General features: G+C 61.6%; 29 protein-coding genes and 1 pseudogene. 22 read left to right on the forward strand and 8 right to left on the reverse strand.

Translation table 11 applies throughout. From position 1 onward, the window contains the following. The first annotated feature begins 2 nt into the window (after positions 1-2). From BcanWU425_RS03925 to BcanWU425_RS03955, 7 genes are all read left to right on the forward strand, one after another. Complete coding sequence (locus BcanWU425_RS03925; RefSeq protein ID WP_231189881.1) at positions 3-866, forward strand: branched-chain amino acid ABC transporter permease; 864 nt, start codon at positions 3-5, stop codon at positions 864-866. After that, the gene (locus tag BcanWU425_RS03930; protein ID WP_204512674.1) at positions 863-1,810 is read left to right on the forward strand and encodes a branched-chain amino acid ABC transporter permease; all 948 of its coding nucleotides are present in this window, start codon (positions 863-865) and stop codon (positions 1,808-1,810) included. The genes BcanWU425_RS03925 and BcanWU425_RS03930 overlap by 4 nt, the downstream gene beginning before the upstream one ends. Next, positions 1,807-2,541 carry an ABC transporter ATP-binding protein gene (locus BcanWU425_RS03935; RefSeq protein ID WP_231189884.1) on the forward strand — a complete coding sequence of 245 codons (735 nt, stop codon included), beginning with the start codon at positions 1,807-1,809 and terminating at the stop codon, positions 2,539-2,541. Before BcanWU425_RS03930 ends, BcanWU425_RS03935 begins: the two co-directional genes overlap by 4 nt. After that, on the forward strand, positions 2,538-3,272 hold the full coding sequence (locus tag BcanWU425_RS03940; RefSeq protein WP_231189887.1) for an ABC transporter ATP-binding protein: 735 nt from the start codon (positions 2,538-2,540) through the stop codon (positions 3,270-3,272). The genes BcanWU425_RS03935 and BcanWU425_RS03940 overlap by 4 nt, the downstream gene beginning before the upstream one ends. Then, entirely contained in the window at positions 3,253-3,618 is a 366-nt protein-coding gene (locus tag BcanWU425_RS03945) for a hypothetical protein (RefSeq protein ID WP_231189890.1), read from the forward strand. The genes BcanWU425_RS03940 and BcanWU425_RS03945 overlap by 20 nt, the downstream gene beginning before the upstream one ends. Positions 3,619-3,957: 339 nt before the next feature. Beyond that, positions 3,958-5,577: a cytochrome c oxidase subunit I gene (gene ctaD / locus BcanWU425_RS03950; RefSeq protein WP_204512670.1), complete on the forward strand. Its 1,620-nt coding sequence runs from the start codon at positions 3,958-3,960 to the stop codon at positions 5,575-5,577. Positions 5,578-5,638: 61 nt separating this feature from the next. Then, entirely contained in the window at positions 5,639-6,142 is a 504-nt protein-coding gene (locus tag BcanWU425_RS03955; RefSeq protein ID WP_231189893.1) for a LabA-like NYN domain-containing protein, read from the forward strand. A gap of 449 nt (positions 6,143-6,591) precedes the next feature. Here BcanWU425_RS03955 and BcanWU425_RS03960 read toward each other — a convergent pair whose 3' ends face one another. Then, positions 6,592-7,395: an enoyl-CoA hydratase-related protein gene (locus tag BcanWU425_RS03960; protein ID WP_204512668.1), complete on the reverse strand. Its 804-nt coding sequence runs from the start codon at positions 7,393-7,395 to the stop codon at positions 6,592-6,594. Between the two features lie 105 nt (positions 7,396-7,500). Between BcanWU425_RS03960 and BcanWU425_RS03965 the strand changes: the two genes are divergently transcribed. The 12 genes from BcanWU425_RS03965 to BcanWU425_RS04020 all read left to right on the forward strand — a co-directional run bounded on the left by BcanWU425_RS03965 (position 7,501) and on the right by BcanWU425_RS04020 (position 19,012). Continuing rightward, positions 7,501-8,280, forward strand: coding sequence for an IclR family transcriptional regulator (locus BcanWU425_RS03965; RefSeq protein WP_231189896.1), 780 nt, complete (start codon positions 7,501-7,503; stop codon positions 8,278-8,280). Between the two features lie 139 nt (positions 8,281-8,419). Continuing rightward, the gene (locus BcanWU425_RS03970; protein ID WP_231189898.1) at positions 8,420-9,166 is read left to right on the forward strand and encodes a dienelactone hydrolase family protein; all 747 of its coding nucleotides are present in this window, start codon (positions 8,420-8,422) and stop codon (positions 9,164-9,166) included. Between the two features lie 108 nt (positions 9,167-9,274). Then, on the forward strand, positions 9,275-10,408 hold the full coding sequence (locus BcanWU425_RS03975) for an ABC transporter substrate-binding protein (RefSeq protein WP_231189900.1): 1,134 nt from the start codon (positions 9,275-9,277) through the stop codon (positions 10,406-10,408). A 73-nt stretch (positions 10,409-10,481) separates the two neighbouring features. Beyond that, entirely contained in the window at positions 10,482-11,321 is an 840-nt protein-coding gene (locus tag BcanWU425_RS03980; RefSeq protein WP_231190856.1) for a branched-chain amino acid ABC transporter permease, read from the forward strand. Then, on the forward strand, positions 11,293-12,357 hold the full coding sequence (locus BcanWU425_RS03985) for a branched-chain amino acid ABC transporter permease (protein WP_231189902.1): 1,065 nt from the start codon (positions 11,293-11,295) through the stop codon (positions 12,355-12,357). The genes BcanWU425_RS03980 and BcanWU425_RS03985 overlap by 29 nt, the downstream gene beginning before the upstream one ends. Continuing rightward, complete coding sequence (locus tag BcanWU425_RS03990; RefSeq protein WP_231189904.1) at positions 12,338-13,123, forward strand: ABC transporter ATP-binding protein; 786 nt, start codon at positions 12,338-12,340, stop codon at positions 13,121-13,123. The genes BcanWU425_RS03985 and BcanWU425_RS03990 overlap by 20 nt, the downstream gene beginning before the upstream one ends. Then, entirely contained in the window at positions 13,113-13,826 is a 714-nt protein-coding gene (locus tag BcanWU425_RS03995; protein WP_231189906.1) for an ABC transporter ATP-binding protein, read from the forward strand. The genes BcanWU425_RS03990 and BcanWU425_RS03995 overlap by 11 nt, the downstream gene beginning before the upstream one ends. Positions 13,827-13,863: 37 nt before the next feature. Next, positions 13,864-15,087: a CaiB/BaiF CoA transferase family protein gene (locus BcanWU425_RS04000; protein ID WP_231189908.1), complete on the forward strand. Its 1,224-nt coding sequence runs from the start codon at positions 13,864-13,866 to the stop codon at positions 15,085-15,087. Between the two features lie 13 nt (positions 15,088-15,100). Further along, positions 15,101-16,171 (forward strand): acyl-CoA dehydrogenase family protein, encoded by a 1,071-nt coding sequence (locus BcanWU425_RS04005; protein ID WP_231189911.1) that lies wholly within the window; start codon positions 15,101-15,103, stop codon positions 16,169-16,171. An 11-nt stretch (positions 16,172-16,182) separates the two neighbouring features. Next, complete coding sequence (locus tag BcanWU425_RS04010; RefSeq protein WP_231189915.1) at positions 16,183-17,340, forward strand: acyl-CoA dehydrogenase family protein; 1,158 nt, start codon at positions 16,183-16,185, stop codon at positions 17,338-17,340. 26 nt (positions 17,341-17,366) lie between these two features. Then, the gene (locus tag BcanWU425_RS04015; RefSeq protein WP_231189918.1) at positions 17,367-18,143 is read left to right on the forward strand and encodes an enoyl-CoA hydratase/isomerase family protein; all 777 of its coding nucleotides are present in this window, start codon (positions 17,367-17,369) and stop codon (positions 18,141-18,143) included. An 8-nt stretch (positions 18,144-18,151) separates the two neighbouring features. Continuing rightward, complete coding sequence (locus tag BcanWU425_RS04020) at positions 18,152-19,012, forward strand: amidohydrolase family protein (RefSeq protein WP_231189921.1); 861 nt, start codon at positions 18,152-18,154, stop codon at positions 19,010-19,012. Between the two features lie 21 nt (positions 19,013-19,033). On the opposite strand, the gene BcanWU425_RS04025 is transcribed toward BcanWU425_RS04020, so the two are convergent. From BcanWU425_RS04025 to BcanWU425_RS04040, 4 genes are all read right to left on the reverse strand, one after another. Further along, complete coding sequence (locus BcanWU425_RS04025; protein WP_231189924.1) at positions 19,034-19,489, reverse strand: PaaI family thioesterase; 456 nt, start codon at positions 19,487-19,489, stop codon at positions 19,034-19,036. A gap of 106 nt (positions 19,490-19,595) precedes the next feature. After that, positions 19,596-20,765, reverse strand: a complete 1,170-nt coding sequence (locus BcanWU425_RS04030; RefSeq protein WP_231189926.1) for an NADH:flavin oxidoreductase/NADH oxidase — start codon at positions 20,763-20,765, stop codon at positions 19,596-19,598. A gap of 151 nt (positions 20,766-20,916) precedes the next feature. Continuing rightward, positions 20,917-21,240 (reverse strand): hypothetical protein, encoded by a 324-nt coding sequence (locus BcanWU425_RS04035; RefSeq protein ID WP_231189929.1) that lies wholly within the window; start codon positions 21,238-21,240, stop codon positions 20,917-20,919. 826 nt (positions 21,241-22,066) lie between these two features. Next, entirely contained in the window at positions 22,067-22,513 is a 447-nt protein-coding gene (locus BcanWU425_RS04040) for a hypothetical protein (protein WP_231189937.1), read from the reverse strand. Positions 22,514-22,538: 25 nt separating this feature from the next. Here BcanWU425_RS04040 and BcanWU425_RS04045 point away from each other — a divergent pair, with 25 nt between their 5' ends. Both BcanWU425_RS04045 and BcanWU425_RS04050 read left to right on the forward strand, forming a co-directional pair. Then, entirely contained in the window at positions 22,539-23,177 is a 639-nt protein-coding gene (locus BcanWU425_RS04045; protein WP_231189939.1) for a MarC family protein, read from the forward strand. A 175-nt stretch (positions 23,178-23,352) separates the two neighbouring features. Then, on the forward strand, positions 23,353-23,550 hold the full coding sequence (locus tag BcanWU425_RS04050) for a hypothetical protein (RefSeq protein WP_085351032.1): 198 nt from the start codon (positions 23,353-23,355) through the stop codon (positions 23,548-23,550). A 16-nt stretch (positions 23,551-23,566) separates the two neighbouring features. Here the strand turns inward: BcanWU425_RS04050 and BcanWU425_RS04055 are convergent, their stop codons facing one another. Next, positions 23,567-23,776: a hypothetical protein gene (locus BcanWU425_RS04055; protein ID WP_231189941.1), complete on the reverse strand. Its 210-nt coding sequence runs from the start codon at positions 23,774-23,776 to the stop codon at positions 23,567-23,569. 225 nt (positions 23,777-24,001) lie between these two features. On the opposite strand from BcanWU425_RS04055, the gene BcanWU425_RS04060 reads away from it, so the two are divergent. Continuing rightward, positions 24,002-24,436, forward strand: a complete 435-nt coding sequence (locus BcanWU425_RS04060; protein WP_231189945.1) for an MFS transporter — start codon at positions 24,002-24,004, stop codon at positions 24,434-24,436. Between the two features lie 99 nt (positions 24,437-24,535). On the opposite strand, the pseudogene BcanWU425_RS04065 reads toward BcanWU425_RS04060, so the two are convergent. Both BcanWU425_RS04065 and BcanWU425_RS37660 read right to left on the reverse strand, forming a co-directional pair. After that, positions 24,536-26,358, reverse strand: a pseudogene (locus BcanWU425_RS04065) (erythromycin esterase family protein); the annotation flags it as partial. After that, entirely contained in the window at positions 26,319-26,558 is a 240-nt protein-coding gene (locus BcanWU425_RS37660) for an RNA polymerase sigma factor region1.1 domain-containing protein (protein WP_204512667.1), read from the reverse strand. The pseudogene BcanWU425_RS04065 and the gene BcanWU425_RS37660, both read right to left, overlap by 40 nt. Positions 26,559-26,608: the final 50 nt, after the last annotated feature.

A 26,608-nucleotide genomic window follows, 5' to 3' on the forward strand; every position in this document is an offset into this window, starting at 1 on the left:
ATGTGGACCTGCTCGCGCAAGTTCTTGTCAACGGAATGCTCCTCGGCGGTCTGTACGCCGTGATGGCGCTCGGTCTCGCCCTGGTCTGGGGCGTCCTCAATATCGTCAACCTTGCGCATGGCGCGTTCATCATGCTCGGCGGCTATGTGTCCTGGTACCTCTACACCTATGTCGGCATCGACCCTTTTCTGGGGCTGCCGCTGACTGCCGTGGTGATGTTTGCGGTGGGATACGGCGTGCAGCGAGGCCTTTTGAACCTGATCGTCAGGGCCCCGATGTTCAACACTCTGCTGGTGACCTTCGGGATCGAGGTCGTGCTCACCTACCTGGCTCAGTTGGCGTTTTCAGCCGACTTTCGCACCATCAACCCGTCCTATGTCGGCGACAGCATCGCCTTGGGAACGGTGGTACTGCCGGTGTCGCGTCTTCTGGCGTTCGGCATTGCAATCGTGCTGACGGTCAGCATGTGGCTATTCTTGCTGCGCACACGGCTCGGACGTGCGATCCGCGCCACCGCGCAAAATCTGGTCGCGGCCCGGCTGTACGGCGTCGAGCCCCGGCCCCTCTACGCCATGACGTTTGGAATCGGGATTGCGCTGGCTGGCGCCGCCGGAGGCCTCTACGGAACGGTGTCGCAAATCAATCCCTATATCGGCGCGGCGCTGACGGCCAAATCCTTTGCCATCTCGATCATCGGCGGATTGGACAATCCGCTCGGTGTGATCGTCGGCGGCTTATTCCTGGGAATCCTGGAGTCCCTGACAGCACTCTATATCGGATCGACCTTCTCCGACGTGGCAAGCTTCGGCGTGCTGGTGTTGGTGCTGATCGTTCGCCCCAACGGTCTGCTCGGGAAAGCGGCATGAAGGCGGCACGCACCATGCTACTTCTGGCCGCGATTGCCGTCCTGGCAGCGGTACCGTGGTTTGGTTCGGACGTGCTCATCCAATTTGGCATCAATGCCCTGCTTCTGGCCGTTCTGGCGCAAGGCTGGAACGTCATTGGGGGCTATGCGGGCTATGCCTCCTTCGGAAATTCGGTTTTTTACGGGCTCGGTAGCTACGGCGTGGCCATCGCGATGGTGCAGTGGCAATTGCCTTTCGGGGTCGGCCTCCTGTTCGGCGCGGCGCTTGCGGCCGTGTTTGCCGTGCTCATCGGGATACCGGTGCTGCGGCTGCGGGGGCACTACTTCGCGATCGCGACGCTGGCGCTCGCCCAGGTCATGGCCGCGATCGTCTCCAACGTGAAACTGGCCGGGCGGAACATCGGACTCGTCTTGCCGCCCCTCAACAACGACCCGCTGTTTTACGAGTTGTCGCTGCTGCTGCTCGTGCTCGCGACCCTGACCGTCTACTGGCTGACGCGCAGCCGCTTCGGCTTTGGATTGATCGCCATCCGCGAAAATGAGGAAGGCGCGGCGGTGATGGGCGTCAATACGACCCTCTACAAAACCGTGGCTTTTGCCATCTCGGGCGTATTCAGCGCGCTGGCGGGCGGCATTCACGCCTACTGGGTTACGTTCATCGACCCGGAAAGCGCATTCGATATCGGCTTGAACGTCAAGATGATCATCATGGCGGTATTTGGCGGACCCGGGACGGTTTTCGGCCCCGTCGTCGGGGCGCTTTCGCTTTCGGCGGTCTCCGAGCTTCTGTCGAGCGAGATCACCAGTCTCGCGGGCCTGTTCTTCGGCGTTGTCGTTGTCGTTGCGGTCGTCGTGATGCCGCGCGGCCTGGCCGACGTGCTGCGGCGCTTTCGCAGCATGGGCTGGCGTTACTTCGCCGAAAATATTCGGAGCCATCAGCTATGACGGCGATGCTCGAAATCAGCCACGTCACCCGGCGCTTTGAGGGGCTGGTCGCCGTCGACGACGTCAGCTTCATGCTGCTGCGTGGCGAGATCTTCGGCCTGATCGGTCCGAACGGTGCAGGCAAATCAACGCTGGTCAGCCTGATAAGCGGAACGCTGGCTCCCAGCTCCGGCGACATCCTCTTCGAAGGAAGGTCCATTGTCCACTTGCCTGCATATCGCCGTGCGAGACTGGGCATAGGCCGCACCTTCCAGATCATGCGTCCCTTTCCCGGTTTATCGGTCCTGGACAACGTCGCCGTGGGCGCACTGTTCGGACGGGGAGGCGGACAGGCCCAAATGGCGAAAGCCCGCGAGCAGGCCCGCGCTCAGCTGGAGTTCGTCGGACTGGCCAGAAATATCGATCAGCGCGCCGACGAATTGGGGGGGGCCGGCCGCAAGCGGCTCGAACTGGCGAAGGCGTTGGCAATGAAGCCGAAGGTTCTTCTGTGCGATGAGGTCATGGCGGGTCTCAATCAGGTCGAGATTGAAGACGTGATCGAAGTGATCCGCAAGGTTCGCAATGAGGGGATCAGCATCCTCGTTATCGAGCACGTCATCAAGGCCATCAGGAGTCTGTCGGATCGGCTGCTGGTGCTGAATCATGGCGTGAAGATCGCCGAGGGCGATCCGGGCCGCGTCCTGTCAAACCAAACGGTCGTCGAGGCCTATCTCGGCAAGAGGCGGGCATGAAACCGGACCCGGCAGCCAAAGTGGTCCCGCTGCTTGACGTGCGCGGAGTAAGTGCGGGCTACGGCGGAATGCCGGTCTTGCAGGACGTAACCCTGAAGATCTACGCGGCCGAGGTCGTGGCGCTGGTCGGCAGCAACGGGGCGGGCAAGACCACTCTGCTGCGCGCGCTGTCGCGCGTGCTTCCCTGCCAGGGCAGCATGACCTTGAATTCCCGGGATCTCTTGCCGATGACGTCCGACGGTGCCTTTAGAGCCGGCCTCGTGCAGGTTCCTGAAGGTCGTCAGCTCTTCGACCGCATGAGCGTACGGGACAATCTGTTGATGGGCGCGTTCGTACGCGCGGACAAGACTGGAATAAGCCGAGACCTGAACAGAATGTACTCTCTATTTCCGCGCCTGGCGGAGCGCCGGCGTCAGCTTGCCGGCAGCTTGTCGGGAGGCGAACAGCAAATGTGCGCGATGGCCCGCGGATTGATGGCCGCTCCGATCCTCTTGATGATCGACGAGATGAGCTTGGGATTGGCACCCGTAGTTGTGGAGCAGTTGATCGATGCGCTGGTGGCGATCCGCAGCGAGGGCGTGACAGTTCTGCTGGTCGAACAGGACGTCAATCTGGCTCTGTCGGTTGCCGACCGAGGTTATGTCATGGAAAGCGGACATATCGCTCGCAGCGGGTCCGCCAAGCAGCTCATCGAAGATCCAGAAGTCCGACGTGCTTATCTCGGGCTTTGAGACCCCGTCCTGCGACGGAACGACCGTATCGAGGGACGTCGTTTTCGACGTGAAGGCGTGGTGGAAAGACAGTTTCGTGCCGTGCCGGAAAGGGGAGTACGTTGAAATGCCGGTTTTGCCCAAACCGCAATTCGAGCACACTGTCATCAAGCATGACACGATCGCTAAACTGAAATCGCTGCAACGGAGCAACGACGGCTGCAACGTGCACGGTAGCGCCGAAACGGTGATCTGCGACTTCCTCGACGCAGTCGGCTACGAAGAGATCGCACGCGAATTTCGGAAGGTCCGCGAGATGTATCCGGTGGTGGTTCCCAGATACTCGAGGCCTTCCTGGCGATCTTAGGCGAATGACGCGGGCAGCGGGCGCAAAGGCTCGCTTGGTCTGAAGCGGACATGGCGCTCCGGTGCCGGCGAAGAGGCTGGTCCCGCTCCTTTGGCCCAAGTCTTCAATCGCCAGAGAGCCACATGTGACATCGCGCCATCCAAATGGAGCGTGGACCGCAACGTCTCTGATGTCGGCCTGTAAGAAGGACGCGAATTTCAACGATCAAGAATCATGCATTTAAGCTGCAATTAAAATCGATTGCCGCTCGGGCGCTCTGACGGAAGATAGATGCAACCACTTGCTTTGAAGGTCGTGAGGCAAGCAGGTCTAGCGTTCCAAGCTTGATCGGAATTGGCGATGACAACCATGTCGACAGTCGGTGACGCGCACGATGGGGGGCAGGGACACCCAGGCGGCTGGCGTCGCTATCTTTATTCGACTAACCACAAGGATATCGGCACGATGTACTTCGTGCTCGCCATATGTGCCGGTTTTATCGGCGGAACCTTTTCGGTTTTGATTCGGATGGAATTGCAGCTTCCCGGCCTGCAGATTTTCACAGACCCCCATATCTACAACGTATTCGTGACAGGCCACGGCCTAATCATGATCTTCTTCACGCTCATGCCTGCGATGATGGGCGGATTCGGCAACTGGATGGTGCCGCTCATGATCGGAGCGCCGGACATGGCGTTTCCGCGTATGAACAACATTTCATTCTGGTTGCTGCCGGTGTCGTTTTTTCTGCTCATCATTTCGATGTTCGTCGAGGGCGCGCCTGGATCAGACGGCGCCGGCACCGGGTGGACGCTCTACGCCCCGTTGTCGACCGCCGGTCATCCGGGACCGGCAGTCGATTTCGTGATCCTGTCGATGCATCTCGCGGGTGCGTCGTCGATTCTCGGCTCGATCAACTTCATCACGACGATCTTCAATATGCGAGCGCCCGGCATGACAATGCATAAGATGCCGCTGTTCGTCTGGTCGGTCCTCATTACGGCCTTCCTGCTGCTGCTGTCTCTTCCTGTACTGGCGGGCGCCATCACCATGCTTCTCACCGACCGTAATTTCAGAACGACGTTCTTTGCACCCGAAGGCGGCGGAGACCCGATCCTGTATCAGCATTTGTTCTGGTTCTTCGGTCATCCCGAGGTCTACATCATGATCCTGCCGGGTTTTGGCATCGTGAGCCATGTTGTTTCCACGTTCAGCCGCAAGCCGATCTTCGGCTATCTCGGGATGGTCTATGCGCTGCTTGCGATTGGGGTCATCGGATTCCTCGTCTGGGCCCATCATATGTACACCGTCGGCATGTCCAGCAGCGCGCAGGCGTATTTCGCCTTGGCCAGCATGGTTATCGCTGTGCCGACGGGCATTAAGATCTTTTCCTGGATAGCGACGATGTGGGGTGGATCGATAACCTTTAGGACGCCCATGCTGTGGGCAATCGGATTCATCTTTGTGTTCACGATCGGAGGAGTTACCGGCGTTGTCCTTGCCAATCCAGGCATCGACCGATCACTGCAGGACACCTACTACGTCGTTGCGCATTTCCATTACGTCCTGTCGCTTGGCGCCTTGTTCGCAATTTTTGCAGGCTGGTATTATTGGTTTCCGAAGATGACCGGATACATGTTTTCGGAAACCCTCAGCAAACTGCACTTCTGGCTGACGTTTGTCGGCGTCAACATTGCGTTTTTCCCTATGCATTTTCTCGGATTGTCAGGAATGCCGCGACGAATAGCAGACTATCCGGACGCATTCGGCGGCATGAATCAGATTGCCTCCATCGGATCCTATCTCTCCGCCGCCGGTCTGATCACGTTCTTCGTAACCATGGTGTATGCCTTCGTCCGGAAAGGGAGGGCAGCGAGCAACCCGTGGGGACCCGGCGCGACTACGCTAGAGTGGACGCTTTCGTCTCCGCCGCCGTTCCACCAATTCCAAGTATTGCCTCGGATTTCGGGAGATCATTAGGGACCCTGCGCACGTTGGCGCGAAGAAGCAGGCGGCTCAGATCGCCGCGGAAGCAAGAGGCATGACAGGACGAAGAGCGCTCTTCATCGATGGAGCCAATCTGGATCGGACGGCCAGAAACCTTGGCTTCGAGATCGACTACAAAAGATTGTTGCTGGAATTCGAAAAATCCGGGAGCATTGTCCGTTCTTACTTCTACCTGGCGATAAGAGAAAGCGCGGCCGGCGACGTTCAGCGTCTCACTGACTGGCTCGAGGTCAATCGGTTCACCGTTCGTACGAAGTTGATCAGGCGCCATGAGGATGAGGGTAGGAGGTCGAGGCGCAGCATTGGTATAGACCTCGCCATTGATGCGCTCGAGATCGCTCCGCAACTGGATGAACTGTTCCTTTTCTCTGGCGACGGCGATTTTCGTGCCCTCGTCGAAGCGGTTCAGCGTTTGGGGGTCAGAGTCACGGTCGTGTCAAGTGTACAGACCACACCGGCGATGGCATCCGAAGAGCTGAGACGGCAAGCAGACGAGTTCCTCGAATTGGCGACGTTAAGGAATTCAATCGAGAGATAAACGCGCTGACCGAATTGAGAGAGTTTGCAACGCAAAGTCGATGCGTTTGACCCAATACCGGACGGCCCATCGCTGCGAAACCGGTCGGCCTCGGCACCCTGCCGATCAAGCACGGGTCGCCCTCGGCCTCGATGTCGGGCAACGCGCCGGCCTCGAGGTCATCAAGCAGCACCTTGCCATCCTCTATACGAGTGGCCAGGGATGGACCGGACGGATGAAGCGGTTCGCCGAACGTGCGCCGGATCTTGATATCTTCGGCCACAAGCTGGTGGTGCGCGAACCGGGCTTGGAGCATCACCGAGGAAGGCCGCAGCTTTCTCGTCATCTTCGAGCGGCCCGCCGCGGTCCATCGCGAAATTGCGCCCGCGCCAGGCCCGGCCGTCCCGATCACGGGGGCAAGCACTCGGCCCGTACCGCAGTTTCGTTGAACGACGCGTGCGCCCTCGCTCTCACCTGCCGGTAAAGCGCGGCGCCCGCTTCTCGACGAAATGAGCAACGCCCTCTTTGAAGTCTTCCGTCCCACGGCAGATCGCGACTTCGCTGTTCGCGAGCTGCGTGGCTTCGGCCAGTGTTTGCCGGGGAGCCGCGGTCAGTTGCTGCTTGATGATCCGCATCGAGCGGGGGGAGCAGAGTTTGGCGAAGTCCGAGGCCGTCTGTTGCACGGTCTCGCGAAAAGTATCCGCGGGCAGCATTCTGACCAAGCCGAGCCGCTCGGCTTCCGCCGTCTCGACCACGCGCCCCGAAAGAAGAAGGTCCGCCGCGTTCATCGGTCCGATGAGCTGACGCAACATCCAGGCGCTGCCGTGCTCTGCGATCAGGCCGCGCCGGGCAAACGACGTGGTCAGCTTTGCGCCAGCTGCCATGAAGCGGAGATCGCAATACAGCGCGATGCAAAGACCGACGCCCGCGATCGCGCCATTGATGCCCGCAATGATCGGTTTTGGAACGGCGAGAAGGTAGCTGTAGCGCTGCGCCAGATCGTCGTCGCTTATGGGAACGACGGGTGCTGCGACGGTTGCGTTTCCCGAAGACGCGTCGGAGAGGCGGCCCATGTCAGCGCCGGCGCAGAAGCCCCGGCCCGCGCCGGTGATCACGATCGCGCGCACGCCGTCGTCCTCGGACGCAATCGCCATCAGGCGGCGCAGCTCGCTCTCCATGACCGGCGTCCAGGCGTTCATCTTGTCCGGCCGGTCGAACGTGATCGTCGCGACGCCATCGGACACTTCGAACTTCATTTGCTCGGCAGAAACCATGGTGACCTCCGTTGGCAAGCCTTCTAGCAAACGCTGGAAATCCGCGAAATGGCTTTCGTCTGTGGGAAAACTTTTCTATCTATGTGAAAAGCCAAGCGAGGAAGCATGTCCAAAGAGGTCATCAAGACGGCTAAGCGGCTGTTCGAGATCCTGGAATATTTCGATGAAGTGCAGCGGCCCTTGAGTCTCACGGAGGTCGCGCTGCGCTTCGGCTACCCCGTCTCAAGCGCGTCCGCGGTCCTCAAGAGCATGGTGGTGCTCGGTTATGTCGACTTCGACCGCTATTCGCGGACCTACATGCCGACGATGCGGATCGTGCAGCTAGGGCACTGGGTGCAGGGTGCGCTTTTTGGCGAGCGTGGAATTTCGGCGCTGGTGAACCACCTCAACAAGGAAACCGAAGAGACCGTCAGCATCGCAACCCAGAGCGACCTGTACATGCAATATATCCATGTCCAACCTTCGCCGCGCACGATCCAGTTCTCGATCAAGCCGGGGACGATCCGGCCGCTCGCGCGTTCGGGCCTCGGATGGATGCTGCTGAGCGCGCGTTCGGACGAGACCATCGAGAAGCTCGTGCGCCGCATCAATTTCGAGGAGGAAGACCGAAAGAAGAAGGTCGACCTGAAGGAGTTGATGCAGAAGCTTCGCAAGATACGCAAGGATGGTTACGTTATCTCCCTTCACACTGTAACGGCCGGAGCGGGCGTCATCGGTATGTTGTTGCCCGAGCGGCGCCACGGCCGCATCCTGGCGATCGGCGTCGGCGGTCCGGTCGAACGACTGGTCTCCAAGCGAACGCAGATCCTGAGATCGCTGCGCGAAGGCATCGACAAATTCGTTACGCGGGAGGATCGCGCATCCGCGACAAAAGCCCGCAACTGAACAGATCCATTTTCACATATCTGTAAATACGCACGCATATCTGTAATGCTCTGGCTTTCAGCTACGTCCCGGCACATTCTTCCGCTCACTCCACGCCTCGAACGCGCGGGGGGTACAAAATGGTTAGAAGGGTGGAGTCGTGCAGGAGAAGGTCGTCGATCTGAAAACCAAGGACGGGGTGATGAACACGTACGTGTTTCACCCGGACCGTCCAGGACCATTCCCTGTCGTCATCTTCTATATGGACTCGGTCGGCGTCCGCGAGGAGCTGTCCGACATGTGCCGTCGTCTGGCGACAGTCGGCTATTACGTCATCATGCCCAACATGTACTACCGCATGGTGCGCTGCGTCGATCTCGACGCGAACCGGCTGTGGGACCCCGCCTGCGCGGACAAGCTGGAGTTCATGTGGAAGCTCAACCGCCACCTCACCAACACCATGGTGATGGAAGACACCCAGGCCATATTCGAGTTCCTCGCGAATGATCCGGCCGCGCGGCAGGGCAAGACCGGATGTGTCGGCTATTGCATGAGCGGCCGCTACGTCTATCGCGCGATGGGCGTGTTTCCCGATCGCATGGCCGCCGGCGCCTCCGTCTACGGCGCGCGCCTCGTCACTGACCAGCCGGACTCCGCGCATCTCGTCACCGAGAAGATCGAGGGCGAGATCTACTTTGCGCTGGCCGAGCATGATCACTACGCGCCTCCCGAGATGCTCGAGCAGGTATCGCGGGCGATCAAGACGACCGGCATCAACGGGCGGATGGAATACTATCCGGAAGCCGAGCACGGCTTCGCCTTTCCGACCCGGCGCCTCTACCACAAGGTCAGCACCGAGCGGCATTGGGAGCGCCTGTTCGATCTCTTTCAGCGCAATCTGAATTGAGCTCGGACGCTGAGTCCATCAGAAATCAAAGGAGCCGCCGCGTTGCCGCGGGCTGGCGAGACAAATCATAGGGGAAGAACGATGAAGCGTGCGGATCGCCGAAATGTAATGTTGTCTTTGGGGGCCATCGTGGCGGCGACTGTGCAGCTCGCTTACGCGCCCGGCGCGATGGCGGCTGACCCGGTCAAGATCGGCCTTGCGCTGCCTCTGAGCGGCGCAGCGGCGACTTATGGGCAGGAATTGCAGCGCGGCGCTGAATATGCAGCCGACCTCGTCAACCAGCGCGGCGGCATTCTCGGCGGCCGGAAGATCGAACTGGTCTTCGAGGATGAGAAGGGTACGCCACAAGGCGGCGTCGCCGCGGTCCAGAAGCTGATGTCGGTGGGACGCGTGAAAGCGATAACCGGGGGGACGAACAGCTCGGTCGTGCTTGCCGAGTCTTCGGTCACTAAGAAGCGTATCCTGCAAGTAAACGCGGGCGCGCAGGCTGATGCGATCACCGATCAGGGCAGTCCCTGGCTGTTTCAAGTCAACAACACGGTGTCGCTCAATTCCGAATCGTTCAATGCCTACATCGTCAAGACGCTAAAGCCGAAGACGGTCGCCTACATGGGCGAGAATTCCGAGTTCAACAAGACGGTTCTCGAGAAGCTCAAGGCGAGCCTCCAGTCCGCAGGCATTGAGCTGGTGAGCACCTCTACTTATGACGCCGAGACTAACGATTTCACGTCCATTCTCACCAAGATCAAGGCGATCAATCCGGACATGATCTACGTCGCCGACGCCTATCCGGCGCGCGCCGCACAACTGTGGAAGCAGGTGCGCCAGCTCGGCGGCTTCAAGATCGAGGTGATGTCGCCAGGCGTGGTGACGCCGGGCATGATCAAGCCATCGGAGGGCGCCATGAACGGCGTCATTACGGGAGAGATCTTCATGGCATCAGATCCCGGCGCCGAAGGCAAGGAGTTCGTCGAGAACTATCAGAAGAAGTTCAACTCCTTTCCGGGAAAAGGTGAGCTTGTGATCTTCGAGGCGATCAATCTTATCACCGCCGCGATGGACAAAGCCGGTACCGACAGCGACTACGACAAGATCTCGAAAGTCATCCGCGAAAACTCCTGGCCGAGCCCGAGGGGATTGCTCAAGTTCGACGAGAAGGGCAGGGCACGAGCGCCGTACTTCTACATCCAGCGAGTCGAGAACGGGGCTGTCGTCCAGGTCGAGCGCGTCAGGTCGAACTGAGCATCGCGCGGATCAAATTTAGAAGGCACGTACGGCTTTGGAACTTCTAGTTCAAACCCTCGTCAACGGATTGGTGCTGGGCGCCGGTTATGCCGTCATCGCCGTCGGCCTGACGCTGATCTTCGGAATTGTGGGCATTGCAAACTTTGCCCATGGCGCGTTCTTCGCCATGGGCGGCTATGCCTGCTACCTGCTGACGTCGCGAGGCGTGAACTATTTCACCGCTGTTCCGCTGTCGGTGCTGATCGTCGTGGCCATCGGCGCCGCCACAGAATGGGTGGTCATCCGTCGCAGCCTCTATGGCGATTCACATCACGGCTCACTGATCGTCACGTTCGCGCTCGGTCAGGCGGCGGTGGCCGCATTGATCCTGATCTTCGGGCCGGACCCGCTCCCGGTGACATCGCCGCTCGGACAAAGCACGATGCGATTTCTCGGTATCTTCGTGACGTCGCAACGCGCGTTCATCTTCGTCTGTTCAGTTCTCGTGCTCGGTGCGCTCGGTCTGTGGCTCCGTCTGAGCATAAAGGGCCAGCAGGTCGTGGCCGTCGCCCAGAACGCGCGTGGCGCGCTCTATTCCGGCATCGATGTTCCCTGGATCCGCGCGCTGGCCTTCGTGCTAGGCGTCGCCGCCGCTGGTCTTGCAGGCGCGCTGTTGGCGCCGATCTCGACGATCTATCCGACCATGGGATACAGCGCCCTGATCGTCGGCTTCACGGTCGTCATCCTGGGCGGAATGGGCAGTATTCCGGGCGCGATGCTGGGTGCGCTTTTGATCGGTGTTGCTAACGCGCTGTGCGAAACTTACGTCTCTGTCTCGTGGACGCCCGCGCTGGGCTGGGGCCTCGTCATCGCCACGCTACTGTTCCGACCGCAAGGACTGCTTGGCCAAGTCCAGCAGCATCGGCACTGAGATGGCGATCCAGGATTTCGGCACGATGATGGACAGGAAGCAGGCCGGCGCCATGGACGGCAACAGGGCTGCGCGCGCCGTGCGAGAGGCCATTTACGTCGCCTGCGCCGTCGTGACCATCGCGGCGTTCGCCTTCGCGTTCACCGATCCGTTCGTGGTGACCCTCGCCGGCTACACCTGTGCGTTCGCCCTGTTTGCTCTGAGCATCAACATCATCCTCGGCGGTGTCGGCGAGGTGCCGCTCGGCCAATGTCTGTTTTTCGGCGTCGGCGCTTACGGCGCGGCGATCGGAATGGGCAAGCTTGGGCTGCCGTTCGAGGTCGCGGTGCTGATCGCGCTCGTGCTTTCCGTGGTGCTGGCCTCCATCATCGGCGTCATCACGCTGCGTCTGACCGGCGCCTATTTCTCAATCGTGTCCTGGGGCCTGACCGGCGTCGCCATGGTCGCAGCGACGAATCTCGAGGAGATCACCGGGGGACCGCTCGGCCTCTTCGGCTTTCCGCCGATCGAGATCGGTTCGCTACAGCTGTCGGATCCGCAGACCTACTTCGCGGTCACCGCCACCATTCTTCTGCTTGCGATCGTCTTCCTGGTGGCCCTGCGCCGGTCTCCGTTCGGCGCAGCCATGGACAGTGTCCGGCAGAATCCTCATCTCGCGCGCTCGGTCGGCGTCGATGTGGCGCGCGTCCGGCTGAAGGCTTTCATGCTGAGCGCGCCGTTTGCCGCGCTGGCTGGTGCGCTCGCCGTTCCCTACACGCAGATTGTCACGCCCGAGGTCTTCAGCGTCGCGAACACGGTGGACGGGCTCCTGATGGTCCTGCTGGGCGGCGCGCAGCTGGTGGTCGGACCGGTGATCGGCGCTGCGATGTTCACGCTGATACCGCAGGCTATGAACCTCGATCCGAACGTGAGGATCCTGGTGTTCTCGACGATCATCATCCTGATCATGATGTTTGCCCCCGGCGGACTGCATCAACTGGGGGTTGCTCTGCGTGACCGGCTCGGAAGGAGGACAGATGACGATCGCAGCCGCTGAGCGTCCAGTCGTCTCGGCCCGGGACATCGTCAAACGATATGGCGGCGTGACGGCCTTGAACGGCGTCAGCCTCGATGTCGAGGAAGGCGAAATCTTTGGCATTATCGGCCCCAATGGTGCGGGCAAGTCGACGCTGTTCGACATCCTCTGCGGCATCACCGTGCCGACCAGCGGATCGATCCGCATCATGGGAAGCGAGATCTCGGGGATGCCGCCGCATCTCATCGCGCGCTCAGGCCTCGCCCGAACCTTTCAGAGAACTGCGGTGTTCGCCGAAAGCACGGTGCTGGAAAATCTCCTGTTCGGGCGCCATGCGAGCTTTGACCACAGCGTCCTTGGCCGCATTATCGGCAGCAAGTCCTATGTCCGGGATCAGCAGGCCTTCCAGGCCCGCGTCGAGGAGGTTCTTGCGCTGATCGGCCTCGACGGAGAGCGGCACCGGAAGGCCGGTGTGCTGGCATATGGCGTGCAGCGCCGGCTGGCCGTCGGAATCGCATTGATGTCCGATCCGAAGATCATGTTCCTCGACGAGCCCGCGGCCGGCATGAACGGGCGCGAGACCGCCGACTTCATCGCGCTGATCCGTGCGATCGCACCGGGGCGGACCATCCTGATCGTCGAGCACGACATGGCCGTCATCCGGCAGCTCTGCGGCCGCGCGCTCGTCGTCGTCGACGGCAAGCCTGTCGTGGTCGACGCGCCGCATCACGTTCTCAGTCATCCTGAAGTCGTGACCGCTTATCTGGGGGCCGACGATGACGAGTGATGGCACGCTGCTTGCTGTCAAGGACGTGTCGGCGGCTTACGGCAAGGTCGTCGCGCTCCGCGGCGTCTCGCTCTCCGTCAACCGGGGCGAGATCGTCGCCATCCTCGGCGCCAACGGCGCGGGTAAAACCACGTTGTTGAACGCGATCTCCGGCGTCCTGCCGATCACTGCGGGCCGCATCGAGTTCGCGGATCAGCGCATCGACGGGCGCAAGCCCTGGACGCTCAGCCGGGCCGGCATCAGCCACGTCCCCGAAGGGCGCGAGATATTTCCGTCGATGACGGTCGAGGCGAATTTGAAGATCGTCGACGCATTCGGCAGCGGGCCCGTGTTTACGGTCGATGACGTGCTCAACATGTTTCCGCGCCTGCGCGAGCGCTTCGGACAGGCCGCCGGAAATCTCAGCGGGGGTGAGCAGCAGATGCTGGCGATCGGCCGCGGCTTGATGGCGCGTCCGCGGCTCATCCTGTTCGATGAGCCGTCACTCGGTCTGTCGCCGTTCTTCTCCAAATTCGTGCTCGGCGCGATCGGAGCGCTGCGGGCCAAGGGCCTCTCGGCGCTTCTGGTCGAACAGAACATGCGCGCGGCGCTCAAGATTGCCGACCGGGCCTATGTGCTCAGAGTGGGCTCGATCGTGCGCGAAGGAACGGCCGGCGAAATCGCTGATGCCCCCGACATCCAGGAAGCCTATCTCGGCGCTTAGCGGACATAGCTCGTTGCAAGGGATTTGAGACAGACACATGCAGGGTCGACGCAATCTTCCGCTCGATGGCCTTACGGTCATCGATCTTGGTCAGGTCTATCAGGGCCCTTACGCAACTTATCTGATGGCCAAGGCCGGGGCCCAGGTGATCAAGATCGAGCCGCTTGCCGGAGAACCGGTTCGTCAGCGCGACAGCGTCAGTCGCGGGTCGGGCGCACCGTTCGCGATGCTGAACGGTCACAAGAAGTGCATCACGCTGGATCTGAAATCCGCGAAGGGCAAGGAGATCCTCAAGCGCCTGGTCACGGACGCCGATGTCCTGCTGGAAAACTACGCGCCGGGCGTGATGGATCGGCTCGGGATCGGCTGGTCCGTGCTGCACGAGCTCAATCCCCGGCTGGTCTATGCGTCGGGATCCGGTTATGGGCTGTCGGGCCCGGATAAGGACAATCTGGCCATGGACGTGACCGTGCAGGCCGCGTCGGGACTGATGAGCGTCACCGGCTTTCCGGATAGCCCGCCCGTCAAGGCCGGCCCGGCGCTGGTCGATTTCATGAGCGGAATTCACCTCTATGCCGGGGTGATGACGGCGTTGTACGAGCGGCAGATGACGGGCGTCGGCCGGCTGGTGGAAGTGGCGATGCAGGAGGCCGTGTTTCCCGCGCTCGCCTCGAACCTGGCCTACATGTACGACATCGGCAGGGCACCGCCGCGCACCGGCAATAGACACGGCGGGCTCTCCGCGGCGCCATACAACGTCTATCCGGCGAGCGATGGCTACATCGCGATCATCGCAACCAACGACAAGCATTGGAGCAACCTGCTTCAGGCTATCGGGCGCCCGGAACTCGCGGACGATCCGCGGTTCCGCGACAAGGTCGCGCGCGTTCGCAACATGGACGAAACCGATCAGTTGATCGCGGACTGGAGTTCGAAGATCACCCGCGAGGAGGCCTGCGCCGCACTGGCGAAATTCAAGGTGCCGTCCGCACCGGTCCGCGACCTGGAAGAGGTGTGCAACGACCGGCACATGCATTCACGCGGCATGCTGGAATGGATCGAGCATCCGCAGTTCGGGCGGATCGTCATTCCGGACAGCCCGATCCGCATTCACGGCGCGGACAGGCTGCCGGCCGCGGTCTCCTCCAGATTGGGCGCGAACACCGATGAGGTGCTGTCGTCGATGCTCGACATGTCAGAGCCCGAGATCGCTACGCTGCGGAGCGAGGGCGTGATCGGCCCGCGCCCCCTATCCACATAGTGAGAGAATGACGATGTCAGCTTCCGAAACCCTCGTCGTCGAAACAGCCGCGCGTGTCCTTGCGGATCTGGCCGATCCGCAGACCATTGTCCAGAAGCGCGACGATGCCTGGAAGGCACCGCTCTGGTCGTCGCTTCAGGAGATCGGACTGGACCTCGCCTGGGCTTCCGAGACCGCCGGTGGGGCAGGGGCGTCGCTTGGCGATGGCTTCGGCATCATTCGCGAGGGCGGCCGCGCGGCCTTGGGAGTGCCGCTCGCGGAAACGCTTCTGGCCGGGTGGCTGCTGGACCGGGCGGGCCTGACCGCGCCGGGCGGGCCGATGACGGTGGCGCCGGTTCGGCCGAAAGATCACCTCACACTCGACAAGACCGGCCGCGTCAACGGCCGGGCCCGCATGGTGCCCTTCGCGAGCGATGTCGAGCATCTCGTCGTGCTGGCAACTGGGGACGAGGGGCCGCTGGTCGCTCTGGTCCGAACCGCCGATTGCAAGCTGAAGCCCGGCAAGAGCCTCGCGGGGGACGCGCGCGACACCGTGGAGTTCGCGAACGTTCTGCCGGTTCACAGTGCGCGCTTGGAGGATCCGGAAGCACGTGACAAGGACGCTCTCCTGCTGATGGGCGCAGCGGCGCGAGCGCAGCAGATTGCAGGCGCTCTGGACAGGATTCTCGAACTCTCGGTTCTTTACTCGCAGCAGCGTGTCGCGTTCGAGAAGCCGATCTCGAAGTTCCAGGCGATTCAGCATAGCCTCGCGCGGCTCGGCGGCGAAGTCGCTGCTGCAGCATCCGCTGCGGCGTCCGCTGCCGATGCCATCGCCAACACCGGCTTCGATGACGCCGCCGCGCTGCTGGAGGTTGCTGCGGCCAAGATTCGCTGCAGCGAAGCCGCTGAGGTCGGAACCGGAATTGCTCATCAGGTGCACGGCGCGATCGGCTTCACCGACGAGCACATCCTGCACCGCTTCACGCTGCGTCTGCTGTCGTGGCGTGATGAGTTCGGGGACGAAACGTTCTGGAGCCTCAAGCTCGGCGAGTTCATCACCGCCAGAGGCCCCCGGGAGCTCTGGCCCCTGCTGGCCTCTCGCTGAAAGGAGCCACGATGTCCCTCATTCATTTCGACGCCATGCGCCTGCCGGCTCATTGCCAGGAGCTGCGCAAGGAGGTCCGGGCGTTCCTGGAGAGCGAGATTGCCGCAGGAACGTTCGATCCCGATAGGCCCGAGGTCGGCGCGAAGAATGCCGATGAATTCTCCCGTCGCGTTGGCGCGAAGGGCTGGATCGGCATGACCTGGCCAAAGAAATATGGTGGTCAGGAGCGCAGCTTCCTCGAGCGCTACGTCGTAACCGAGGAGATGCGGGTCGCCAATGCGCCCGTGCGCCGTTTCTTCGTTGCGGACCGGCAGAGTGGCCCGACCCTCATTCGTTACGCCCATGAGAAGATCAAGCAGGACGTGCTTCCGCGCATTATCCGCGGCGAGCTGTTCTTCTGCATCGGCATGAGCGAGCCCAATTCAGGCTCGGACCTGTTCGCAGCGAGCACCAAAGCGACGAAGACGGACGGCGGCTGGCGGGTCAACGGAACGAAAGTCTGGACCAGCAGCGCGCACATTGCCGACTACATGATCGGCCTGTTCCGAACCTCCGGCTCGACCAGGGAAAACCGGCGGCACGGTCTGACCTCGTTCCTGGTCGACATGAAGACGCCCGGAATCACCTGCCGGCCGATCGGGCAGATGAGCGGCCAGCGCGACTTCAACGAGGTCGTGTTCCAGGACGCTTTCATTCCGGACGATCACGTCATCGGCGAGGTCGATGGCGCCTGGAAGCAGGCCACGAGCGAGCTGGCCTATGAGCGCTCCGGGCCAGAGCGGTTTCTCGAAACCTACGACGCACTGCTCGCGCTCACCAACGCGGCAGGCGCGAAGCCAGACGTCCGGGTGACGGTCGGCATCGGGAAGCTGGTCGCGCAATTGCACACGCTACGCCGCATGTCGGTCTCAGTGGCGGGCATGCTCGAGGCCGGTCGCGAACCCGTCGTCGAGGCCGCAATCGTCAAGGATCTCGGCACGGTCTGGGAACAGGCGCTGCCGCACCGGGTGCGCGAGCTCGCTTCGCTGCTCGACCTAAAGGACGACGAAGAGGACAGCTTCCGCAACAAGCTGGATTTCGAGCTCAAGATCGCACCGAAGCTCACGATCCAGGGCGGCACCACGGAAGTCCTGCGCGGCATCATCGCGCGCGGACTTGGACTTCGCTGATCAGGAAAAAAGGTATCTGACATTACATGAGCACTGATATCGCGGTTACCACGCAAGGCCACGTTGCAATGATCGAGATCCAGCGGCCGCCGCTGAATTATTTCGATCTCCAGCTCATTCGGGACATCGCCGACGCACTCGAGAAGATCGATGCGAACGGCGAGATCCGCGCCGTCGTCCTTGCCGCGCAGGGCAAGGCGTTTTGCGCCGGCGCGAATTTCAATACGCCGGCCCGGGACGCGCAGGCCAACAATGATCGGCAAGACGGGGGTCACCTCTATATCGAGGCCGTGCGCATCTTCCGGAACAAGAAGCCGATCGTCGCAGCGGTGCAGGGCGCCGCAATCGGCGGCGGCTTTGGTCTGGCGATGTCGGCGGATTTCCGCGTGACGTGTCCCGAGGCCCGGTTTGCCGCGAACTTCACGCGCCTGGGCTTCCATCCCGGCTTCGGACTGACTGTCACGCTGCCGGAGGCCATCGGCAAGTCAAACGCCGAGCTGATGTTCTATACCAGCCGGCGCGTCACTGGTGAGCAGGCACTTGCGATGGGATTGGCGAGCGTCTTGGTCCCTCAGGACCAGGTCCGCGCGGCGGCCTTGTCGCTCGCGCAGGAGATTGCCGAATGCTCGCCGCTCGGGCTGCTGTCGACCCGCGCAACCATGCGTGGCGGACTGGCGAACCGCGTCGAGAAGGCGACGGACCATGAACTCGCCGAGCAGAACCGTCTGCGCGTGACAGACGATTTCCGTGAAGGCGTCAAATCCACGGCGGAGCGCCGATCCGCCAATTTCACCGGTAAGTGAGGGATAATATGACGGAGAAGCTCGAAAAATTCCCGGACGGCAGCACTGATTGCCACGTCCATATCTACGGGCCGTTCAATCGCTTCCCGGTCGACTATTCCGGAAAATTCGCTCCAAAGCAGGAATTCCCGGTCGAGATGCTGTTCGACGTGTGGAAGTCGATCGGCATTTCGCGCGGCGTCATCGTCCATGCCGGCAATGCCGGCTCGGACAATGAGGTCACGCTCGAAGCCTTGAAGCGTTTTCCGGACCTGCTGCGCGCGGTCGCGATCCTCAATCAGGACGTCACCGACAAGCGGCTGGACGAGTTGACCGATGCCGGCTTCAAGGGTGTTCGTATCAATCTGCTGTATCAGGACGGCAAGCCCGTGTTGTCGGGCGGCGGCATGAATCTGGACGACCTGAAGGCCTTGGCGCCGCGCATCGCCGAGCGCGGTTGGCACGCGCAGCTCTGGATCGAGACCGGCGATTTGCAACAACTGGCGCCCGAAATCGAGAAGCTCCCGCTCGACTTCGTCATCGACCATCAGGGTCGCACCATGGCAGACAAGACCGTCAATTACGGTGGCTACCAGTGGTTCTGCGACCGCGGCCTCAAGAGCGGCCGCTATTGGTGCAAGCTGTCCGGTGCGGATCGCAACACGCGAGTCGGCAGCCCGTACAAGGACACCGAGGACTTCATGAAGGCGCTGGTCGCGGCCAACCCCGACCGGCTGGTCTGGGGCAGTGACTGGCCGCATGTAGGGCACGCCGACGACGCCGTCCCGAAGGAGTCCGTGCTGATGGATCTGTTCAGGCGCTGCGTGCCCGACCAGGCCGTCCGCAGAAAGATCCTGATCGACAATCCGGCCACACTCTACGGCTTCTGAGACCCGAGAGCTGCGAAAGGATTACGCCGGGCTGGTCCCGGCGGGAGTCTTGGACCGTAGAGCCGCCGTCGAACTCGCCGTTGCGATGAGCACGTCGTTTGAATCCCGCAGCTCGGCTTCCAGGAAGCCGACGCTGCGTCCTTGCCGGACGACCTTGCCGTAAGCCCGATACAGGCCCGGGTGTGCGGCCAGCAGGAATGCGACCTTGATCTCGAGGCTCGCGACTGTAATCAGGTATTCGCCGCGCAGCAGGCTCGCGGTCGCCATAGCCGCATCGAGCCAGCCCGTCACGATTCCACCCTGTACGATGCCGCCCTTGGGATGCCCTTCGGTGGAATGGCAATGCCGAGGCTCGGCATGCCATTCGATCACGACACGATCGCGTGTCTGATCGTAGGAAACGGCGCCGACGCCGAGCAACTCCCACGCCGCCGGCCGTCGCGCCTCGGTCTGCTTGATAAAGTCTTCGTACGACATGTCTGGTGATCGCCCGCAATTGCTGGATGTTCACGAGGCGAGCCGCAGCACGCCTCGCAAACAATCAGCACAGGCAATGTCGCTACACAACAGCGCCCGGCGGAGATCAGCTATCCGACGCGATGCCCTTTTGCCACGTGGAGGGATTTCCGCCAAAGCCGCGGCGGGCCCGCTTTTCGAGCCAGTAGCCCATTTGGGGCGGGACCGCGCTGAAGGTCGGATCGACGCCGAGCTTCTGCGCCGCGTCCATCGCCCAGTTCGGGTTGTGGATGAACTCTCGGCCGACAGCGACGAGATCGGCTTTCTTGTCCTGAAGGATCGCTTCGGCCTGGTCGCCGTGAATGATGAGGCCGACCGCCATGGTCATGATGTCTGCCTCGCGGCGGATATAGTCCGCAAACTGGACCTGATAGCCGTACTCGTTGAGGCGGAAGAAGTTGGGGGCCTTGCTGTTGAGGCCGCCGGTGCTGCAGTCGATGACGTCGACGCCCTTCGTCTTGAGGATGCGAACCAGCCTGGCGTTCTCCGCCGGACCCCAGCCCGCCTCGTCTTCGATCGAAAGACGGACGAACAGCGGCTTTGACCCCGGCCAGTTGGCGCGCACGGACTCGGCTACCTCGATGGCAAATCTCATCCGGTTGGCTTCGCTGCCGCCATAGTCGTCCGTTCGCTGGTTCGCCTCAGGCGACAGGAACGAATGGATCAGATAGCCATGGGCGGCATGCAGCTCGACGACGTCGAAGCCAGCCTGGTCGGCGCGCGCCGCCGCTTTGCCCCAGGCGTCGATCGCATCGGGAATCTCGCTGCGTTCCAGCGCGCGGGGCGTAAAATAGCCGTTGCCGAACGCAAGTGCGCTCGGACCGATCAGGTCCCAGCCGTCAACGTCGTCGACGGCCGCAAGCTCATGATCGGAGAGGGTCCCGTCTCCCTCCCACGGACGGCGGGCCTTGCCCTTCCGGCCGGTATGTCCGAGCTGGATGCCGGCGGTTGCGCCGTTCGACCTGATGAAGCTCGCGATGTCACGAAGCGGGGCGACGAACTTGTCTTCCCAGATACCGAGGTCTCCGACTGTCCCGCAGCCACGGCGTTCGACCTTGGTCGACTCCACGATCACGAGACCGGCGCCACCTGCGGCGAACTTGCCGGCGTTGGTAATGTGCCAGGGCGTCGGAAAGCCACGGTCCGCAACGTATTGAAGCATGGGCGGGACCACGATCCGGTTTTTGAATTCGACGTCCCGGATACGTAGTGGTGAGAACAGCAGCGTCTCGTTCATCCCGACCTCCGTTGTTAATTTCAGATTAGGGAGCCGGCTCACCTATGCCAATGCACGTCAGGGACGGCGTCGCATTTCTATGGATGTGAAAAGAGGGGCTGACGATACCTTGTTGGCTAGAGGGCCTCGTTCACGCGACCGTTGACGACCGCTATTCTGTGTCCGGATGGTCTGCAAGAACTGTCGCCAACGCTTTTCCCGATTTCGCGAGAATCTTCTGCCTCGCTTCCGCGATCTGCTCGAGGGGCGGTGCGATCTCCCGCAATCCCATCTCGACCCCAAGATCGTTGAGCGCTCTCTGGTCGAACGCGATCGAGTCGTCGGCCCAGCGGTTCATCTGCTCCGCCCAGAGCTTGCAAAGATCCTTGGCCGAGAGTTGTTCGTACCGGCGACCGCGTACGAGATAGGATTGCCGATTGTCCGATTGACGGTTCTTGAGCAGCAGCTCGAGACCTTCTCGCGCCTGATCAGTCATTGACCACCCTTTCCCGAATCGCGTCGTCGAGATCCTCAATTCGGGTTCGTTGCGAGATAAGCACAAGTTCTGCGGAATCGGAAGCCAAGCCGGGCACTTCAGCTCGATCGAGCGGTTGAAGCCGCCCCCTGAACGGCAGCACGAAGTAGTGCGCAACTAAGGTTGCGCTTTCGTCCAATTGAAGCCGCCCTCTTCCAAGAGAGCCCACGCGAGATCGTCTTTGCGCGACCATAAAACTTGGGAGAGCATTGCATGCAGCGCCGGAGCTTGAATATCGACGGTCGCAGGATTGCGACCGACGGTTTTCTCGCGGTGATGTACCGTCCACCGGAAGCCTTGTCGGTGCCATGACAGTTGCCGTGCGAAGGATCTCACGCTGCGGTAGCGGCCGTCCCGTTTATGGCTTGCTCGATCGTCGGCGACAGATCGATCGGATCGCCTTCCACCCACATCTGCTCGTTTCAGCATGCGAAGAGCAATTGTCTTGCCGCCAGTCAACACTTCGCCTTCCGTCCTGGTCTCCAGCGACTGCGCAGCCAGGATGTTGGTTATGACCGCGAGCCTTGCCGAACTCCTTGTTTAGAGAGAAGAATTCGTGCACCTCTGCGCGAAAAAAGAAGCCGCCTACATCGCCGCGTGGCTGGAATTCCTGGTTTGTGTTGAGTCCTTCCCCAGCCGTAACCGTATCGCAGTTACCTTGGTTGCGGCCATGCGGCCACGCTTCTTTCGAAGGTGATCCGTTCGTCAGTTGGTCCGTACAGGTTTTACACCGCACCGCTTGCGGTCTCACCCACTCCCTTGCAGTCGCCCACGAGTGTTATCTCGTCTATGCCGATTTCTTGTGGGGTCCGTCATCATCGATCTCAGTGAATTCCGCATCCACCACGTTTTCATCAGTTGTCGATCGATCGCCGGCTCTTTGGGCCTCTCCTTGCTGCCGGGAATAGATAGCCTCGCCGATCTTCGCCGACGCTTGCTCCAACGTCGCAGTTTTGGAGATTATCGTTGGTGCATTATTGCCCTTTAACGCCTCCCGCAGATCGGCCATCGCGTTCTCGATGGAGCGGCGATCGGCATCTATTAGCCGAGAGCCATGTTCGGCGACCGTCTTCTCGGTCTGATGCAGAAAGGCCTCGCGAAAGAGCATCATTGGGTCAGGCCCGCGGCCGGCGGTGCCCGGCAGGCCCCGCGGTAGCAGAGGAGTCCTCAGGTGCTTATCGCTGAAATTCCGATCTCCTGCATCCATATAGGGAAAATCGGTAGCTGCGGTCATTGCAGAAGGCATGTGGGGACAAGCCATGGCCTGGAATCAATTTATCGGAATTACCATGCTCCTGTACGCACTGAGCAACCCTGTTGGCGCCATTCCGATTTTCTTGGCGCTCACTCGACACGCGGGCGCCGGAATGAGCCATCGGGTGATACTCCTGGCCTGCACAGCGGTAGGTACCTTCTTCGTCGGCTCGGTGCTCCTTGGCAAGGAGATCCTGAAGTTCTTCAATGTCGGACTGGACTATTTCCGCATTGCGGGCGGGCTGCTCGCGCTGGTCATCGCGTTTGAAATGTTTCAGGCGCAATATGGCAAGCTGATCCCACGCTCAGACGAGGCGAGCCGCAGCGAGTTCGATGTGCACGGGCTCGCCATTACCCCTTTTGCCTTTCCGCTGCTGGTCGGACCCGCCGAAATGGGCATCATGATCGCCCTTTCCAATGACAATCCGGCGTGGCTTGCAAAGGCATTCCTCGCGGCCGCCGCGCTCCTGGCTACTTTCCTGATCGGGCTGACGTTATGGATGGCTGCGGCGATCCAGCGGGTGCTGGGTCGTACCGGCATCAGTGTCATGACCCGCGTGATGGCCCTCATCGTCGCCGCGATCGGCGTAAATTTTATTATGACGGGCATTCGAAGTGAACTGCCAGGCCTGGCAAGCCCATAGCGGCCCGGCGCTGCTCGGCCGCCACGTGTAGCAGCCTTGAAACGTGAAGGCGCACTCCTAGCTCATCTGCTCAAAGGGCCGCATGGGCGCACAGCGGCATTTTTTTGGCGCAAGGTCGGGCGAGCCGGAGCAGAGTGCTGGCCCCAAGCGCAGCACCAGCGGTGGAGCGGATTCGATGAAGGACCCCAAACGCCGAACTGGCTTTGCAGGTGCCGGAGAGTTGGTCCTGCACGCCAAGGCAGCGATGCGCCATCTTGACGAGGTGTGTAACGCCTCCGCCCAGGGCGACAAAGCAGCTGCGCGCAAGGCACTGCGCCGGGCAATCAGCGAGCTCGATGTCGCGCGCGCCATGTTTCGTGCCGGCGCCGAGTAGCCTCGGGTCTCCTGGCTCATGCGGCCGGGTCCATAGCCGTCAGCTTGGCGCGTTCCGCTGCGGCACGGGCCCTCGCGACGGCCATCCAGTCCCGCAGCAGCCCCTTGTCTTCCTTACAAAAGGCCGCTCGCCGCTTGAGATCCTCGAACGTATCGTCGGGATGGCAACGCTCGAATTCCTCGCGGACGAGCGACTCCAGGTAGCTCTGTTCCTCATTGTTCGGCATGCTGGCTGTTCCGCTTCGAAGACCGGCGTTCGCCGGTTTGCTCAGGTGCCGGAATAACGAGGTCGCGAGATGCTGGTTCGCGTCTTGAATCGACGAGGCCGAATCCAGCCATTGCGGATACCGGCGAGCGGTTCGAGAATGTTCGAATTATTGGCCGCAAGTGGCGTGCGTAACTGACCTCACCGCCTCACGCCGGCCATGCCATTAAGAGGACGGGATCGAGCGGTGCGCGTAGCTGGACCGGGAGCCTATGTCGCGTTGTATGTTGCGCTTTACGCAGCATTCGGCGTCGCATCACCGTTCTGGCCAAAGTTCTTCGAAACCAAGGGCCTGACTGCTCAGCAGATTGGCTGGCTGCTCACCGCTGCGATGCTGATGCGTCTCGTCTCCTTGCCATTGGTCGCAGCCTTGGCCGACCTGCTCGGATCGTTGCGCCTTGTGCTCGCAGGCTGTGCGATCGTGGCGGCTGCAGCCGCCGCTGCCTTGCTCCGGGCGGATACATTCCTGCTGTTGCTGCTCGTCGCGCTGGTTCAGGCGGCCGCTCTTGCTCCTACGACGGCAATTGCCGATGCGCTGTCGGTCAATGCCGCGCGGCCGCAGATGGCGGGGAGGGCGTTCGAATATGGCTGGATACGGCCGGGATGTCCCGCTGCGCTATAGCGGCTTTCTTGTGATCGCGCGCCCTAGGCTATCTCGCAAACGTCGCGGTATAGCAGGACAACGTCTGGAGCTTCGATATGGCCCGCCCGCGGCGTCGCATCACAGGCCGAAAGGGTAGGTGTCGGGGACGCCGGAACGGCGATGTTCCGGTCCCAGCGGCCGCACGGCGTGAGTCTCGTCAAGCCACAAGAACGCATCAAACTGCTGAGGCAACGAGGCTTCCGCATAATGGCTTTGCAGTTCGGTGTCCGGGCGGTAGATGACGCCGATAAAGCGTTCGAGGCGTGGCTCGAGCAGCCGACGGCGAAGGCTTTCGTCGCGGCGAAACTCGAGCAGGCCGCGCGCCACACCCGCCTCATGAAACTGGCGCTCGTAGCTGTCCGGCCGAGAGGCCCGCACCTGCATCACTTCCATCTTGCCGTCCCAGTCCGATGCGGCGGCCACGGTGCCGGTATGGGTGCCAAATCCAACCAGGCTCGCTGCGCCTGCGAACTTGTCTCGACAAAGCTGGCCGATGTTGAGCTCCTCGCGGGCGACGCCCACCTCCGTGAAGCGGGCATCGCCGATATGAGAATTGTGCGCCCAGACCACCGCCTTTGATCCGGCACCTTGGGCCTCGAGGATGTGCTGCAACGTTTCGAACATGTGCGTATCGCGCAGATTCCAGGATTCGGCGCCTCGGTAATACATGATTCGGTAGTAGCGCTCGGCGGAGGCGACAAGACGCGCATTCTGCGCGGCGTCCAGGAAGCTGTCCGCGTCGTTCGTGGCGTAATCGAGTTCCTTTCCCAGGATGTCCTGGCACTGCCGGACCACCTCCGCCTCGCATTTCCGATAGCCTTCGGTGAGGACGGCGCGGCCATAGGTCGATGGCTCGCGCTGCCAAGGGGTCAGGCACCCATAACGCTCGCGCGCAATTGCCGTTGCCGCAGGATCTACCTTATCGAGATAGGCGAGGACAGCCGCGATCGAGCTTCGCATGTTGTATATGTCGAGGCCGAAGAATGCAGCGCGCTCGCCTGCAGGCTTGCTGTCGTTGTGTTCGCGCATCCACTCGACGAAACCCGCGACATCAGTATTTCGCCACATCCAAGTCGGGAAGCGCTCGAACGGCTTCCCGCCCGAGCTGCGGGAGGCTCGCTGACGAACGTATCGGTCGATCGCGGCGGCGTCAGGCCAATCCGCTTCGACCGCAACGGCCGTAAAGCCGTTCTTCTCAATCAGGTGACGCGTGATCGCGGCTCGCGCCTGGTAGAATTCAGACGTGCCGTGGCTGGCTTCGCCGAGCAGGACGACACGAGAGGATGCGAAGCGATCGAACAGCGCACCGAATGCGAATCGTCGAAAGCTGGCAAGGGTTCGAGGGCGGACCGGATCATATCAGGGAGCGAACGGAAATGGGTGTGTCCGGGGACGTGGTTGCTGGCAGAGCGCGTCCCATCCTCGGCCCATCCATGCTCCCCGATCAGTGGCACGAAACGGACTGCTCCGAAGGTTTCTTCCTCGTACTTGAAGTCGCTGCGGCGGGTGAGCCGCAGCAATGATTGCTCATGTTCGAAATCGCCGATGGGAATGACGAGGCGCCCGCCGATTGCCAACTGCTTCTTGAGCGGCTCCGGTAGCGTGGGTCCGCCGGCAGCGACCAGGATCGCATCGAATGGCGCCTCATCGGGCAGGCCTCGTGTGCCATCCGCCGTATGGACAATACAGTTTGTGTATCCGAGCGCCGAAAGACGGTCTGCCGCGACCTTGGCCAAATGGCCATGCCGCTCGATGGTGTGAACAGTTCTGGCGAGGCGTGAGGCCACCGCCGCGGCATAGCCGGAGCCCGTTCCAACTTCGAGCACCTTGTGGGCGGGCTTCAGTTCGGCCGCTTCAGTCATCAGCGCCACAATGTAGGGCTGCGAGAGAGTCTGGCCGTGCTCGGGTCCACTCGGACCTCAACGCCTTTTTCTTCAAGATAGGCCATCGTTGCCGCGACGTCTTCATCGCTCATCCGATCGATCGGAAGCGACTTGCGAATGTCGTCAACAGTAAGCGCGCCTCGGAGTTGGCCTAGGGCCGCAAGATTCCAGAGCGAGCCATTTCGCGATTGAGAGCCGTTTGTTGTGCGCGCGTTCATGCGGGTACTTTCGCACAGGAGGGAGCGGAAGTGGGTGTTGCACCTACAAC

The organism is Bradyrhizobium sp. WU425, assembly GCF_021052305.1.
Classification (GTDB): domain Bacteria; phylum Pseudomonadota; class Alphaproteobacteria; order Rhizobiales; family Xanthobacteraceae; genus Bradyrhizobium; species Bradyrhizobium canariense_D.

Coding starts and splice junctions, on each gene's coding strand:
- BcanWU425_RS03940 (WP_231189887.1), top strand. CDS start 2,538: ATGAAACCGGACCCGGCAGCCAAAGTGGTCCCGCTGCTTGACGTGCGC.
- BcanWU425_RS03960 (WP_204512668.1), bottom strand. CDS start 7,395: ATGGTTTCTGCCGAGCAAATGAAGTTCGAAGTGTCCGATGGCGTCGCG.
- BcanWU425_RS04015 (WP_231189918.1), top strand. CDS start 17,367: ATGAGCACTGATATCGCGGTTACCACGCAAGGCCACGTTGCAATGATC.
- BcanWU425_RS04050 (WP_085351032.1), top strand. CDS start 23,353: ATGAAGGACCCCAAACGCCGAACTGGCTTTGCAGGTGCCGGAGAGTTG.
- BcanWU425_RS04030 (WP_231189926.1), bottom strand. CDS start 20,765: ATGAACGAGACGCTGCTGTTCTCACCACTACGTATCCGGGACGTCGAA.
- BcanWU425_RS04025 (WP_231189924.1), bottom strand. CDS start 19,489: ATGTCGTACGAAGACTTTATCAAGCAGACCGAGGCGCGACGGCCGGCG.
- BcanWU425_RS04010 (WP_231189915.1), top strand. CDS start 16,183: ATGTCCCTCATTCATTTCGACGCCATGCGCCTGCCGGCTCATTGCCAG.
- BcanWU425_RS03965 (WP_231189896.1), top strand. CDS start 7,501: ATGTCCAAAGAGGTCATCAAGACGGCTAAGCGGCTGTTCGAGATCCTG.
- BcanWU425_RS37660 (WP_204512667.1), bottom strand. CDS start 26,558: ATGAACGCGCGCACAACAAACGGCTCTCAATCGCGAAATGGCTCGCTC.
- BcanWU425_RS04020 (WP_231189921.1), top strand. CDS start 18,152: ATGACGGAGAAGCTCGAAAAATTCCCGGACGGCAGCACTGATTGCCAC.
- BcanWU425_RS04040 (WP_231189937.1), bottom strand. CDS start 22,513: ATGACCGCAGCTACCGATTTTCCCTATATGGATGCAGGAGATCGGAAT.
- BcanWU425_RS04035 (WP_231189929.1), bottom strand. CDS start 21,240: ATGACTGATCAGGCGCGAGAAGGTCTCGAGCTGCTGCTCAAGAACCGT.
- BcanWU425_RS03990 (WP_231189904.1), top strand. CDS start 12,338: ATGACGATCGCAGCCGCTGAGCGTCCAGTCGTCTCGGCCCGGGACATC.
- BcanWU425_RS03995 (WP_231189906.1), top strand. CDS start 13,113: ATGACGAGTGATGGCACGCTGCTTGCTGTCAAGGACGTGTCGGCGGCT.
- BcanWU425_RS03975 (WP_231189900.1), top strand. CDS start 9,275: ATGTTGTCTTTGGGGGCCATCGTGGCGGCGACTGTGCAGCTCGCTTAC.
- BcanWU425_RS03935 (WP_231189884.1), top strand. CDS start 1,807: ATGACGGCGATGCTCGAAATCAGCCACGTCACCCGGCGCTTTGAGGGG.
- BcanWU425_RS03930 (WP_204512674.1), top strand. CDS start 863: ATGAAGGCGGCACGCACCATGCTACTTCTGGCCGCGATTGCCGTCCTG.
- BcanWU425_RS04005 (WP_231189911.1), top strand. CDS start 15,101: ATGTCAGCTTCCGAAACCCTCGTCGTCGAAACAGCCGCGCGTGTCCTT.
- BcanWU425_RS04045 (WP_231189939.1), top strand. CDS start 22,539: ATGGCCTGGAATCAATTTATCGGAATTACCATGCTCCTGTACGCACTG.
- BcanWU425_RS04000 (WP_231189908.1), top strand. CDS start 13,864: ATGCAGGGTCGACGCAATCTTCCGCTCGATGGCCTTACGGTCATCGAT.
- ctaD (WP_204512670.1), top strand. CDS start 3,958: ATGACAACCATGTCGACAGTCGGTGACGCGCACGATGGGGGGCAGGGA.
- BcanWU425_RS03955 (WP_231189893.1), top strand. CDS start 5,639: ATGACAGGACGAAGAGCGCTCTTCATCGATGGAGCCAATCTGGATCGG.
- BcanWU425_RS04055 (WP_231189941.1), bottom strand. CDS start 23,776: ATGCCGAACAATGAGGAACAGAGCTACCTGGAGTCGCTCGTCCGCGAG.